Annotated in this window: 12 protein-coding genes; 4 read left to right on the forward strand and 8 right to left on the reverse strand. The window is 39.7% G+C overall.

Going from position 1 to position 13,059, the window contains the following annotated elements:
• Positions 1–8: 8 nt before the first annotated feature.
• The gene (locus tag GWI97_RS16900) at positions 9–473 is read left to right on the forward strand and encodes a GNAT family N-acetyltransferase (RefSeq protein WP_087803624.1); all 465 of its coding nucleotides are present in this window, start codon (positions 9–11) and stop codon (positions 471–473) included.
• Between the two features lie 89 nt (positions 474–562).
• On the opposite strand, the gene GWI97_RS16905 is transcribed toward GWI97_RS16900, so the two are convergent.
• The 3 genes from GWI97_RS16905 to moeA all read right to left on the reverse strand — a co-directional run bounded on the left by GWI97_RS16905 (position 563) and on the right by moeA (position 4,548).
• Positions 563–2,263 carry an amidohydrolase gene (locus GWI97_RS16905; protein WP_036938276.1) on the reverse strand — a complete coding sequence of 567 codons (1,701 nt, stop codon included), beginning with the start codon at positions 2,261–2,263 and terminating at the stop codon, positions 563–565.
• 270 nt (positions 2,264–2,533) lie between these two features.
• Entirely contained in the window at positions 2,534–3,301 is a 768-nt protein-coding gene (gene moeB / locus GWI97_RS16910; protein ID WP_036938273.1) for a molybdopterin-synthase adenylyltransferase MoeB, read from the reverse strand.
• 5 nt (positions 3,302–3,306) lie between these two features.
• Positions 3,307–4,548, reverse strand: a complete 1,242-nt coding sequence (moeA, locus tag GWI97_RS16915; RefSeq protein ID WP_123821977.1) for a molybdopterin molybdotransferase MoeA — start codon at positions 4,546–4,548, stop codon at positions 3,307–3,309.
• A gap of 220 nt (positions 4,549–4,768) precedes the next feature.
• On the opposite strand from moeA, the gene GWI97_RS16920 reads away from it, so the two are divergent.
• The 3 genes from GWI97_RS16920 to yeiB all read left to right on the forward strand — a co-directional run bounded on the left by GWI97_RS16920 (position 4,769) and on the right by yeiB (position 7,912).
• Entirely contained in the window at positions 4,769–5,932 is a 1,164-nt protein-coding gene (locus tag GWI97_RS16920) for a YbfB/YjiJ family MFS transporter (RefSeq protein ID WP_036938267.1), read from the forward strand.
• Positions 5,933–6,086: 154 nt separating this feature from the next.
• Entirely contained in the window at positions 6,087–6,746 is a 660-nt protein-coding gene (folE, locus tag GWI97_RS16925; protein ID WP_036938265.1) for a GTP cyclohydrolase I FolE, read from the forward strand.
• Positions 6,747–6,760: 14 nt separating this feature from the next.
• Positions 6,761–7,912: a DUF418 domain-containing protein YeiB gene (gene yeiB / locus GWI97_RS16930; RefSeq protein ID WP_036938263.1), complete on the forward strand. Its 1,152-nt coding sequence runs from the start codon at positions 6,761–6,763 to the stop codon at positions 7,910–7,912.
• Here the strand turns inward: yeiB and sanA are convergent.
• The 5 genes from sanA to GWI97_RS16955 form a co-directional block, all read right to left on the reverse strand.
• Positions 7,909–8,640, reverse strand: coding sequence for an outer membrane permeability protein SanA (sanA, locus tag GWI97_RS16935; protein WP_036938261.1), 732 nt, complete (start codon positions 8,638–8,640; stop codon positions 7,909–7,911). The two genes, yeiB and sanA, sit on opposite strands and share 4 nt — an antisense overlap.
• Positions 8,641–8,773: 133 nt before the next feature.
• Positions 8,774–10,471 (reverse strand): NAD-dependent malic enzyme, encoded by a 1,698-nt coding sequence (locus tag GWI97_RS16940; RefSeq protein ID WP_036938258.1) that lies wholly within the window; start codon positions 10,469–10,471, stop codon positions 8,774–8,776.
• Between the two features lie 213 nt (positions 10,472–10,684).
• Positions 10,685–11,569: a cytidine deaminase gene (gene cdd, locus GWI97_RS16945; protein WP_036938255.1), complete on the reverse strand. Its 885-nt coding sequence runs from the start codon at positions 11,567–11,569 to the stop codon at positions 10,685–10,687.
• A gap of 200 nt (positions 11,570–11,769) precedes the next feature.
• Positions 11,770–12,471 (reverse strand): CidB/LrgB family autolysis modulator, encoded by a 702-nt coding sequence (locus tag GWI97_RS16950; RefSeq protein ID WP_179951907.1) that lies wholly within the window; start codon positions 12,469–12,471, stop codon positions 11,770–11,772.
• On the reverse strand, positions 12,465–12,938 hold the full coding sequence (locus GWI97_RS16955) for a CidA/LrgA family protein (RefSeq protein WP_036938252.1): 474 nt from the start codon (positions 12,936–12,938) through the stop codon (positions 12,465–12,467). The genes GWI97_RS16950 and GWI97_RS16955 overlap by 7 nt, the downstream gene beginning before the upstream one ends.
• Between the last annotated feature and the right edge of the window lie 121 nt (positions 12,939–13,059).

Consider the following 13,059-nt stretch of genomic DNA (forward strand, 5'->3'; position numbering starts at 1 on the left):
GGTAAAAAATGATAATAATAAGAAAAGCAATTTTTTCTGATGTGGAAGAAATTAATGCACTTTACTCGGTTTTATTTAATGAAATGGCAAAATTACAACCCGATCGATTAAAACCAGGTAAGCAAGATGAAGCTTTTATTATTAATGGAATAAAAAATAATAAGTTTCATCTGTTAGTGGCCGATTTAGACGGTAAAATTGTTGGATTTAGTATGGCGCAAATACAAGAAACGCCAATGTTTAACTGCTTAGTGCAACGTAAATACGCCTATATTTATGATATCGTTGTTGATCCTACTATTCGTAGTCAAGGCACTGGGAGCTTATTGCTCAACGCCATGAAAGAGTGGGCGAAATCAGAGAAAATGACGCATCTTGAGTTATCGGTATTAGCTGAAAATAGTGCAGCTAAGCGTTTTTACGAGCGAGAAGGATTAAAAGAAGTAAGCACTGTAATGGGGATTACTTTGTAGCAGATTAAATTTATCTTAATTCTCATGGGATTAAGTGCATAGATAAAAATAAACCCGCTTTACACGGGTTTATTAATTATATTATTCAGCTAAATTGTGGGTTTCCCCGCTATGATCGTACACAATACCCTGACATTTTCAACATCTTCTGCCGATATTTCAAACAGGTTTCTATCTAATACAATAAAATCAGCAAATTTTCCGACTTCTAATGATCCAATTTGTCTCTCCATATCCAATGCCTGAGCGGCATTAATGGTAGCAGCTCGTAAGACTTCAATTAATGTAAGATTGCGATCGTTATCAAGGCGTGGGCTTGTGACATTTTTTTGGCGCGTCATTGCAACTTTAAAATTGTACCATTCATTAAGTGGATCTATCGGCCAGTCGCTACCAAAAGCCACGGTGACGCCTGCATCAATAAATTTTCCTGCCGTTTCCAAATAGTCACAGCGAGATTTACCTAGCATTTCAATATCTTTTTCGATATTGCTCTGCTCTACAGCAGCCCATTGGAAGGAGAGAAAAGGGGTGGTTTTTAGTTGTGTAAAACGAGCATAATCTTTTTCACACATCAATTCATTATGCGCGAGCCCCGGTCTAATGTCTTTTTTAGGTAAGACTTTACGCATTTCACTGATAGCATCCAGTGCTGTGCTGATTGCACCTTCAGCAACGGTATGAATATGAGGATGATAACCCTCACGAGCAATTTCTATGATTAATGGCGTTAAGATTTCAGGTGAAAAATAGAGGTCACCAACATGTTCAGATGGTTGCCAATGTGGTGTGTCATCTGTGCCCACATTGATGCGATATGGTGCGTGTAAACGAGCTGTCATAATCGGCGCTTGTAATACACCATCAAGAAAAAGTTTAATATGACGGATAGCAACGCTGGGTTGAGCATTTTCGCTGATTTGATGCCATTGTGAAAAACGAGTTGTAGCATGGCGTACCGCGTTTGGAATATCATCAATAGATGGCACATCATCGGGTGTGATTTCAACGGCATTTTCAACACGAAGGGTCAGTTCACCGGCTTTTCTTAATGTATTAAAGGCGCGTAATTGAGGTTCACCCGCACGCGCATCCATAATGGTGGTTACGCCTTGTTCATTTAATAATTTTTGAACATGACGGGCTATGTGTAGGTTTTGTGCTTCAGTGAGTGGAGGCAAGCTATCAATGGCTTGCATTGCGGGGGCATCTTCAAGAATGCCAATGGGAGTTCTATCGCCATCACGCTCGATATTTCCATCAGGAGGATCGGGTGTTTCAGCAGTGATATTTAACAGTTCTAAAGCTCGAGAATTAGCAAGAACGCTATGACAATCACTGGAAAAAAGTAAAATAGGGCGAGTCGTATTTAGGGTATCAAGGTGATAACGTGTCATTTGTACACCTTCTGGTTGCATTCCTTCACGATACCATGCAGAGACCTTTAACCATTCGTTATCACTATTAATAAAATTTTCATCAAGGTATTTTTGAATGCGCGATAAAATATCATCGATAGAGAGTGATTGATAATCAAGATGGCAACCCGCTAATGTTGCACCACCCCAAAATGGGTGCATATGTGCATCAATAATGCCAGGCATAGCCATTTTTCCCTGTAAATCAATCAGTTCAGTTTTGTCATTACAGTAAGAAAGTAAACACTCTTTTTTACCTGTAGCTATAATTACACCCTGGTTTATCGCGATAGCATCAACAATATTATCATGATGATCCGCGGTATAAATAAACCCGTTGTAATAAAGAGTGTCTGCAATTTGAAATGTCATTCTTCTACCTTGTATTGCTTTTTAGCACGTTAAACTTGTGCTTAGATGAGTATCTGTGCTTATCGGGCATCCTGTTGCGTTTTGACGCGGGCGGTTATAGTAGAATTAAATCAAGTTGAATACTACAAGTGTGTTACATTGATTTAACGAGGAATATGACTTAAAACGCGATTAAAATGATGATAAAACAGGTGAACACCCTTATATTTGAGGGTCGATAAGGTAAGGTTGAAGACGTTAGGCTTACCTTATCGAAAAGTATCAGAGTGGTTAGTTGTCAGGTAAATTGGCGGAGCACACTTCGCAATGTGGGTTTTTAGGGAGCTTAAACTCACGAAATTGCATTCGCATTGCGTCAAACATTAATACTTTGCCATGCAAATTTTCACCGTAGCCAGTGAGTAACTTTATTGCTTCAACGGCTTGTAATGTACCGATAGTACCCACAACAGGCGCCATTATGCCCGCTTCAACACAACTCAAGGCGTTATCGCCAAAAAGGTGGCTCAGACAACGATAGCAAGGTTCGCCATTTTGGTAGGTGAATACACTGATTTGACCTTCCATACGAATAGCAGCACCAGATACTAGCGGTTTCTTCTGATGAAAGCAGAGACGATTAAGTTGTTCGCGCACAGTCACATTATCCGTACAATCCATAACAATATCATGTTGGCTAATAAGCTGTGCTAAAGCCTCATCTTCAAGTAATGCATCAACGGTTTCTATTGTGACATGAGGATTAATAGCTTCTAATGTGGCTTTTGCAGAGAGTACTTTGGGTTGACCAATCGTGGCATCGCGATGAAGAATTTGGCGCTGAAGATTAGAAAGAGAAACGGTATCAAAATCTAATAATGTAAGTTTCCCTACGCCAGCGGCCGTTAGATATTGCGAAGCGCTACATCCTAAGCCACCTGCGCCAACAATTAGTACAGAAGCGCTTTTCAACGCTTCTTGACCATCAAAATCAAAGCCTCGCAATACAATCTGGCGATTATAGCGTAGTGTTTCTTCATCGGTTAATTCTATACTCATAAAGGCTATTCGCTTTTTAACAGGGAATTAAATAGCTCGATAGTAACGGTTTCGCCCGCTGCGATTTTGCCTCGTTCACGCTCTAAAACGATAAAGCAGTTAGCAACACTAAAAGAGCTATAAACGTGAGAGCCTTGGTGGCCTGAAGTATCCACTTGCCAAACACCCTCAGCATTAATACTTGCAATACCACGTTGAAAATCAAGACGGCCTACTGATTTTTTTAATGATGATTGGGCTATTGCTTGGAAACGTTGTGGTGCTTTCCAATGACTAAAGCCTGACAAGCGCGCGATTAAAGGCTGAACCAATTGGTAGAATGTGACCGTTGCTGAAACAGGATTACCCGGTAAGCCACAGAACCATGCATGATGTAATCGACCAAAGGCAAAAGGTTTTCCTGGTTTAATGGCTAATTTCCAAAAACCAATTTCGCCAATTTCATCAAGAATTTGTTTGGTATAATCAGCCTCACCGACAGAAACGCCACCACTGCTGATCACTAAATCGGCTTCTTGATCTGCTTTTTTAAAGGTTTCACGGAGTTTTTCCGGTGAGTCAGGAATAACGCCTAAATCTAAAACTTCACAACCCAATTTTTCAAGCATTAGGCGGACAGCAAAACGATTGGTATCATAAATTTGCCCCGCTTTTAATGGCTGACCGATAGTTTGTAACTCATCACCCGTTGAGAAAACGGCAACTTTTAAACGTCGATAAACGTGTACAGTGGCGATCCCTAAAGAGGCGATTAAGGGTAATTGTGCTGTTGAAAGCTTAGTGCCCGCCGGTAATACAACCTCATTTTCCTTAATATCTTCACCAATACGGCGAATATTTTGGCCTTTTTTCGCTGGATGAGGAAAACGAATACCACTTTCGCTTATCTCTGCTTCTTCTTGCATAATGACAGTATCAACACCAGTAGGAACCATTGCCCCTGTCATAATGCGTACACATTGACCAGCAGGAAGTTCTCCCTCAAAAGGAATACCAGCGAATGATTTTCCTGCCACAGGAAGAGGAGTTTGAGCGTCTAAGTCAGCGTAACGAAGTCCGTAACCATCCATTGCAGAATTATCAAAAGGCGGAACATTGAGTGGAGATGTAATATCTGCACTTAGAATATAATTGGCTGCATTATTTAATGGGATGTTAAGGGTATCGGTAATTGCCAGCGGTTTTTCAAGTAGTTTTTCTAGCGCTTCATCAAGAGATAATAAACCGCTAACGTGACATTGACTCATTATATACTCCAAGATCTATCGAAATGTTCTGTTTTATTTCATGATACTAATCTATCACGATGAACATCATCATGTCAGAGATCATCTTGTGACTAGAAAGAAATGAAACATCTTGTTGCAAAAAATGTTAACTGTCTGGGGTTAATATGTTGCTTGTTCTATTATTAATAAACAGCACATTTAAAATGTATAAAACAATAAAACAAAATAATGGATATCAATGAATACTTCAAATCACCAAAGTCATTCAGCGCAAGCTTTTCATATCGCGTTTAGTGGTTTTCTTGCTTTAGTCGTAGCGATGGGAATAGGGCGTTTTACCTTTACACCACAGGTGCCACTGATGATTGCGGGATCTCAATTGACACTCACGAGCGCAGGTATTGTCGCGGCATTTAATTACCTTGGTTATCTCGCAGGCTCTTATGATGCCATGAGAGCTATTAACGGTGTGGGATATCGCTTGTGGGCTGGACTTTGGGGATCCGTTGTTATTACCTTGTTGTCTGCCTTTTTAAATGATGCCTTTACACACAGTATTGCCCGTTTTTTTATTGGTTGGGCAAGTGGCTGGACACTTGTGTTGGTAGCCTCATGGGCCAATGAGTTACTGGCTCGGTTAAATCGTCCTGCTTTAAGTGTTGCTGTTTATGCTGGTACAGGAGCGGGTATATTCATTAGCGGTATGCTTGCTGTATTAATTATGAAATGGCAAATGACGGCGATGGCTGGCTGGATTATTTATGGTTCACTTGCTTTTATTTGTGCAATATATGTGAGCTATCACCTTCCTAAACCTTGGGCGATGAGCCGAGAAAACGTAAAAGTTGCACCTTTAACACTGACCCCAGCAATGAAAAAGTTGATTTGGGGTTATACCTTTGCAGGTTTTGGTTATATTTTACCGGCCACATTTCTTTCTCAAATGGCGGCAGAGCGCTTTCCGGGTAGTTTAATTGCACAATTTGTTTGGCCTGTTTTTGGTGCTTCTGCTGCATTGTGTATTGGAATTGCCATTTTAACGCGTAATGTATTAAACACACAGTTACGATTAGCTATTACACTTTGGCTCCAAGCATTAGGCATTTTAATTGCAGAGTGGATACCAACAATAACAGGGCTTGCGATAGGTGCTTTTTTAGTTGGTGGCGGTTTGATGTGTGCAGTACAACTTGCTTTTTTACGAGGTCGAGAATTAGCGCCTGATCATGGGCGCTATATGGCGGGTTTACTCACGACTTTTTATGCCATTGGGCAATTAGTTGGTCCTGTTATATCTTCACTTTCAACAGCATTAACAGGAAAATTAGAACCCGCGCTTTACGTTGCCTTTATCGTGTTGATCATCGGTGGTTTTCTGGTGTGTTTAAATGAAAAAAATTAGATTTAAGCTAAAAATAGTTCACACAAAAATGCAATAATTTCATAACGAAAAATGCGGTATTGCTGGATAATGTGATTCAGGTCATCTAAAGTGTAGGTTGTTGTCGCTGAGCGTGACAACAGCGACTTAATTAATGTGTTTATCGGAGAGTCCAATGTCATCATTAAGTAAAGAGGCGCAATGGGTGCACGCTGCGTTAGTTGAACGCGGTTTGGAAACGCCTCTTCGTGAATCAAAGCTATCTCCAAGTGAGAGTAAACAGCAAATTGAACATCATATGACAGAAGTGATGAAGCTGTTAAACCTGGATTTAAGCGACGATAGTTTGGCTGAAACGCCTCGTCGTATTGCTAAAATGTATGTTGATGAAATTTTCTCAGGACTGGATTATCACAATTTCCCAAAAATCACGCTCATTGAAAATAAAATGCAAGTGGATGAAATGGTGACGGTACGGGATATCACATTAACCAGTACTTGTGAGCATCATTTTGTCACCATTGATGGTAAAGCGATTGTGGCTTATATCCCAAAAGATAAAGTGATTGGTTTATCTAAAATTAACCGTATTGTGCAGTTTTTTGCTCAACGTCCTCAAGTTCAAGAACGCTTAACGCAACAAATACTGATTGCATTACAAACGTTATTAGGCACAAAAAATGTGGCAGTTTCGATAGATGCTGTTCACTACTGTGTTAAAGCTCGTGGTATTCGCGATGCAACGAGTGCAACGACAACAACCTCATTAGGTGGGTTATTTAAATCGAGTCAAAATACGCGTCAGGAATTTTTGCGCGCTGTTCGTCATCTTTGAGATTTTAAATAAAAATGAATGAATCGTCTCATCAACGTATCGAATCGCTTGATGCGTTGAGAGGAATGGCGATCCTTGGCATTTTATTGCTCAATATTTCAGGTTTTGCATTATTAAGAGTGGCTTCCTTTAACCCTTTACATTCGGGGGAAGCTTCTTTTGGTGATCGTATAACATGGATGGCATTAAATCTCTTTGCTCAAGGCAAGTTCCTCTTTATTTTTGCATTACTATTTGGTGGTACGCTTTATTTGCTTTTACGCAAAGGCACACGCTTTAATTTATCACGCTTAATTGTGTTAGCGTTGATTGGTGTTATTCATACATTATTTATTTGGGAAGGGGATATTTTATTCCCATACAGTGTGTGTGGTTTATTTGTTTTTGCTTTTATCAAATCAATGACAATAAAGCACCAATTTATATTGGGTGCAATACTCTATTTTTGTGGCGCTCTTATATTGGGTGCTCTATTTTATTATTATCGCGATTTTATTGATACTGTTTGGTATAGCACACCCTATTCTCAATTGGCTGAATCAGATTGGAAAACAGGATCTTATTTAAATAGTGTCTATTATCGCTTGAGTGAATTTAGCCTTTTTATCTTTAATTTAGTACGCCAATATAGCTGGTTTTTGTTTGGTGCTATGCTGATGGGCGCTGCATTAATGGCATCTGGCTGGTTACAGCAGAAATTTAGTCGTTCCCATTATGGGAATGTAGCGTTTTTTTTCCTCACAATCAGTTTAAGCTTACAAACGGTTATTGTACTGGTGGATTATTTTCTTGATTGGGATTATCTCTGGGCAGCGGTTTGGGCGCAACCTTTGACTATGTTGATCCAAGTAATACAAAGTTTGGGGTATGTGGCGCTTTTTTATTGGAGCTGGGATATCATTCAGCACTCCTATTTTGCTTATGCTTTACGCTGTGTAGGAAAAATGGCGCTAACGACCTATTTAATGCAAAGTCTTATTGGCATCATTTTGTTTCAGCGCATGGGATTATTTAACCAATTTACCCTACCTGAACTGATGCCTTTTGTTGTGGTTATTTGGGCAATCAATGTTGCTTTTGCCATAATTTGGCTACGTTATTTTCCACAAGGTCCAATAGAGTGGATTTGGCGCAAATCAGCTACAAAATTAGCGCAATTCTTTTAGTTTTTCTCCTGATTATTGTCACTCAGAGGAAGTGATTCTACTTCCTCTGGTGAAACTGCAGGATATCCTTTTATGCCATCAGGAATAGATTGTATCGCAGGAATGGTTTCTGGTGGCCCTAAAAAGCGCGGCTCACGGTTTAAAATATACACATCAATCATTGCACCCGCTCTGGCAAATACTTCACGTATACGTACTTTAAACATACTTTTTGGGGATGCAACAGCGAAACATTGTGCATCAATCCCTTTTTCAAGAGCAATAAAAACGGCGCGTTCGCAATGAAAACGTTGGGTAATAATAGTAAAGCCATCCGTGCCAAAGACTTCCTTTGTCCGCACAACAGAATCTAGTGTTCTGAATCCTGCAAAATCCATTACGATACGAGAAGCTGGAATACCTGCTTTAATGAGATCTTTACGCATCGTATTAGGCTCGTTATAGCTATGCTTTGCATTATCTCCACTTAACAATAAATATTGAATTTTACCACTATTATAGGCATTAACAGCACCCTGTATGCGATATTGATAAAATTGATTAATGTAACCACTGGTGTAGTATTTGGATGTACCCAAAACCATTCCCACTTTTTTAGCGGGTAATTTATCAATATCTTCAAAGATATAAGGGCTTGTTTTCCACCCGATCCAGCGATCGCAGGCAATTAGCGTGACAGCAAGTAGAATAAACAGTGTAAGAAAGAGATAAATGAGGCGTTTTAGCATGTCCTTGCCTTAATGACGCATGACTTTAATAATGCTTAAGGCTACTTGAGCGGAGATAGGGAAGCAAGAAAAAAGCGCCTCATATTAAGTAATGACGCGCTTTTCAGAATGGTACTTAGTGACAAAAACTGACTTAGAATGACGTTCTTTTATAAATGCGGTATTCAGGTTGCCAATAATTACGTTCAATCGCTTCTTCTAAAGCCGAATCTGAGGTGACAGTAGCAACACCTTGGACTTGTGCTTCCTTTGCAACTTGTTTTGCAATATAACGCGAAACTTGTTGAATATCTGCCAGTAAAGGTAATAGAGAGCCATTACCGTCTTTTGCCATTGGTGAGCAATCAGCTAATGCACGACTTGCAACCATTAACATGGCATCAGTCACACGTTTAGCACCACAGGCAATAACACCTAACCCAATGCCTGGGAAGATATAAGAGTTATTACATTGTGCAATTGGATACTCTTTATCTTTGTATTTTACAGGTGCAAATGGGCTACCCGTTGCAACTAAAGCTTGGCCATCCGTCCAATTGATAATATCTTCAGGGCGCGCTTCAACACGTGAAGTTGGGTTAGATAATGGCATCACGATAGGGCGTTCACAGTGTTTGTGCATTTCACGAATAATTTCTTCAGTGAATAACCCTGCTTGTCCTGATACACCAATTAGGATCGTTGGTTTTGCATTCTTAACCACTTCTAACAGTGAAATCGCATCGCTTTCAGTTTCCCAATTAGCAAGAGTTTCACTTTTTTGGATAAGTTTGCTTTGGAAATCAAGTAAATTTGGCAGTTTATCTGTTAATAAGCCAAAACGGTCAACCATGAAGATACGCTTACGCGCTTGTTCATCGCTTAAGCCTTCAGATTTCATTTGGGCAATGATTTGCTCAGCAATACCACAACCTGCGGAGCCTGCACCTAAGAAAGTGACGGTTTGGTCTTTTAATTGACGACCTGCAGCACGACTAGCTGCAATCAGACTCCCTAAGGTAACAGACGCAGTACCTTGAATATCATCGTTAAAACAACATAACTCATCACGATAACGGTTTAGTAAAGGCATTGCATTTTTTTGCGCGAAGTCTTCAAATTGCAGTAAAACATTTGGCCAGCGACGTTTAACCGCTTGAATAAATTCATCAACGAACTCGTTATATTCATCACCAGTAATACGAGGATGGCGCCATCCCATATACAGTGGATCGTTTAAACGCTGTGGGTTATTAGTACCAACATCAAGTACAACAGGCAGTGTGTACGCGGGGCTGATACCGCCACACGCGGTATATAAAGAGAGTTTACCGATAGGAATTCCCATACCGCCGATACCTTGGTCACCTAAACCAAGAATACGTTCGCCATCAGTAACAACAATTACTTTTACATTTTGTTTAGTGGCGTTTTGTAGCATATCGTCGATATTGGCACGGTTAGGATAAGAGATAAACAAGCCACGAGCACGACGATAAATATCAGAGAAATGTTCACAAGCTTCACCCACTGTTGGTGTGTAAATGATTGGCATCATTTCAGTCAGGTGAGATTCCAATAAACGATAAAACAGGGTTTCATTGGTATCTTGGATGTTTCTTAGGTAAATGTGTTTATCGTTATCGTTTTTGAAATCAAGATATTGGCGATAAGCGCGTTCAACCTGCTCTTCAATAGTTTCAACTGCTTCAGGCAGTAAACCATGTAAGTTAAAGGTGCTGCGTTCTTCTTCGCTGAAAGCACTACCTTTATTTAACAGGGGAAATTCAAGCAGGATTGGGCCTGCATACGGGATGTAGAGAGGGCGTTTACTTTCGTGTTCCAGTTCCATGAAAAATACTCTTGTAAGGCAGTTAGTCACATGACAATTGTAGATCCTACAAAATAATAAAAATATGTACAGCTTATGTTATTTTTTTATGATTTTTATGCTTAGAAATGAGAGATAGATACGGTTGTTACAACTTTTTCTGGTAAGCATCAGCAAAATTTACATGCTGATGCTTTTTTAAGAGAGATTTTTAGAGGAATAAGTTAAAACTTTTTACAAAGTGATGCGTTGCATTTGGCGACAACCTAAAGCAGTTAATGTTGCTTGTGTTGCATCCCATTGCGTTAAAATTGTCTCTGCTTTTTCGATTAAGACAGCCGATTCAATATCCATCACACTCTCACCTGCCATATTTAACAAAATTAAAGCTGCTTGTAATGGCGGTAAACTTGGATTGAATGCAGCATTTTCTGCGTAACTACCTTGGAAAATTTTGCCATTTTTCATTTGAACGGCAATACCACTATGCGACTCGCTATAAGGCGCATGGCTACGATTAGTGGCTTGTAGCGCTTGTTGCGCTAATTCACTAGGATTATCAATTTTGTAGTCGTGATTAACTTTATCCATCAATAGTGAAGTAATATTGAGATCTTTTGGACCAAAGCTATCGGGTAAATAATCTCCCAATGTTGCCAATTTTCTACCTGGTAATTGAATTTGAATGTGAGTGCCACTGTTGAGCTCATTCATAAACTGGCGACAATGACCACAAGGTGTATAGTTAACAGTGATTGAGATTAAGCGAGATTCGCCACGTAACCATGCGTGAGTTACCGCACTTTGTTCAGCATGGACGGTTTGTTGTAGTGGTGCACCAGCGAATTCCATATTGGCACCGAAGTAGAGATTACCACTTTCACCACGCGCAACTGCACCGACTTTAAAATTAGAGATGGGTGCAACAGCACAAGCAGCAGCAACCGGTAAAAGTGCTAGGGCTAAGGCATCATCATTACATTGTAACTGTGTTTTTATGGCGTTGACCTGCTCTGCCGTAAACATTGCAGGAAATTCATCCTGCTCAAGATAAGGAGCAAGTGCTTGTTGTAACTGAGGGGATAAATCTGACCAAACTGCCTGAAAACGAGTATGCATACATGAGTCTCCCATTAATCTTTCTGTATTATAAGATTCTAGGCATCTTTACCCATTCTTATATGTGATGAAAATCATATTTTCAATGAAACAATTGCAACAAATTCATTAATTGAGAGATGTATCTCAAATTTATAGTAAAAATCCCCGAAATAAATTTAATTAAATCGGGGATTTAAGAATGGAGAGTAAGAAAGATATCAACTATAAAGATGCAAAATAATAGGGAAGATAAATGGCGCAGTAAGGGATGTAATAATCCCACAGGTCATTAATGCCAATGAACTGTAAGCACCTTCGATATAATCCACTTCTGCGGCTCTTGCTGTTCCGACTGCGTGAGAAACGGTTCCCATTGCTAAACCACGAGAGGCGTGAGTGGGAATACGCAATATCTTGAATAGAGTGTGACCAAAAATGGCACCTAAAATACCTACTGCAATAACACATGCAGCACTGATTGCAGGAATACCACCTATAGAGTCTGCGACAGCCATTGCGATAGGGGTTGTGACCGATTTAGGTAAGACTGATGCGGCAATTTCAGGTGTTGCTCCTGCCCATAAGGCAATCGCAGTACCACTGACCATTGCAGCAACACTACCAATAAAGCAAATGCTTATCAGTGACTTCCACTGTGCGCGAATTTGGTGTAATTGCTGATAAAGCGGGATAGCTAAAGCCACAACGGCAGGTTGTAATAAATCATTTAAAATACGACTACCCGCGAAATAGTGTTCGTATGGCGTATGTGTAATTAACAAGATAGGAATAATAACCGCAATACCAATAAGTAAAGGGTTCAATATAGGTAATTTATAACGAGCAGCAAGCTTACGTGATAAATAAAAGATAATTATGGTTAAAGGAAGTGACCACCAAATATTCATTAACACTAACATTTTTTCTTCTCACTTAATGCTTTATCATCATCTTTTTCTTTTGTTTCAATAACATCTTCCACTAAGTCTGGTTTTGAACCCACGATAACACGCTCACGATGGACATAATGTGAACAGTAAGCAACCAGTGCCATAACCCCAAAAGTACTGACTACACAGGATAAAACGATAGGGAAAAGTTGCTGGCTTAATAAATCATAATAATTCATTACGGCTACCCCGATAGGGATAAAGAGCAATGACATATTTTTTAACAGTATATTGGCGCCAGGTTTGACCCAACGTAAAGGAATAAGTTGGAAAGCAAGTAAACCAAAAAGGATGAGTAAGCCAACAATACTACCAGGAACCGCAAAGGGTAGAAGGGCGGAAATAAGATTACCTGCAAAAAGACAAAGATAAAGAACCAAAAAAGATCGTAGATAATGCCAAAGTGTAATCTGCAATCGTGCCCGTTTAGATTTCATAAGTAAGTGTCCCAAATCAACTAACAGAATTATCATACACCGATTTTGAAAGTGTGCTATGGATCACAATAAAAAAAGAGCGGGGCTCTAATAGAACCCCGCCATTTATTTGTTTGGCAAA

This window comes from Proteus sp. G2300, assembly GCF_009915965.1.
GTDB lineage: Bacteria > Pseudomonadota > Gammaproteobacteria > Enterobacterales > Enterobacteriaceae > Proteus > Proteus vulgaris.

What these genes read in the sequence shown, in the direction of transcription:
- GWI97_RS16900 (WP_087803624.1), top strand. Translation starts at nt 9, where the DNA reads ATGATAATAATAAGAAAAGCAATTTTTTCTGATGTGGAAGAAATTAAT.
- GWI97_RS16905 (WP_036938276.1), bottom strand. Translation starts at nt 2,263, where the DNA reads ATGACATTTCAAATTGCAGACACTCTTTATTACAACGGGTTTATTTAT.
- moeB (WP_036938273.1), bottom strand. Translation starts at nt 3,301, where the DNA reads ATGAGTATAGAATTAACCGATGAAGAAACACTACGCTATAATCGCCAG.
- moeA (WP_123821977.1), bottom strand. Translation starts at nt 4,548, where the DNA reads ATGAGTCAATGTCACGTTAGCGGTTTATTATCTCTTGATGAAGCGCTA.
- GWI97_RS16920 (WP_036938267.1), top strand. Translation starts at nt 4,769, where the DNA reads ATGAATACTTCAAATCACCAAAGTCATTCAGCGCAAGCTTTTCATATC.
- folE (WP_036938265.1), top strand. Translation starts at nt 6,087, where the DNA reads ATGTCATCATTAAGTAAAGAGGCGCAATGGGTGCACGCTGCGTTAGTT.
- yeiB (WP_036938263.1), top strand. Translation starts at nt 6,761, where the DNA reads ATGAATGAATCGTCTCATCAACGTATCGAATCGCTTGATGCGTTGAGA.
- sanA (WP_036938261.1), bottom strand. Translation starts at nt 8,640, where the DNA reads ATGCTAAAACGCCTCATTTATCTCTTTCTTACACTGTTTATTCTACTT.
- GWI97_RS16940 (WP_036938258.1), bottom strand. Translation starts at nt 10,471, where the DNA reads ATGGAACTGGAACACGAAAGTAAACGCCCTCTCTACATCCCGTATGCA.
- cdd (WP_036938255.1), bottom strand. Translation starts at nt 11,569, where the DNA reads ATGCATACTCGTTTTCAGGCAGTTTGGTCAGATTTATCCCCTCAGTTA.
- GWI97_RS16950 (WP_179951907.1), bottom strand. Translation starts at nt 12,471, where the DNA reads ATGTTAGTGTTAATGAATATTTGGTGGTCACTTCCTTTAACCATAATT.
- GWI97_RS16955 (WP_036938252.1), bottom strand. Translation starts at nt 12,938, where the DNA reads ATGAAATCTAAACGGGCACGATTGCAGATTACACTTTGGCATTATCTA.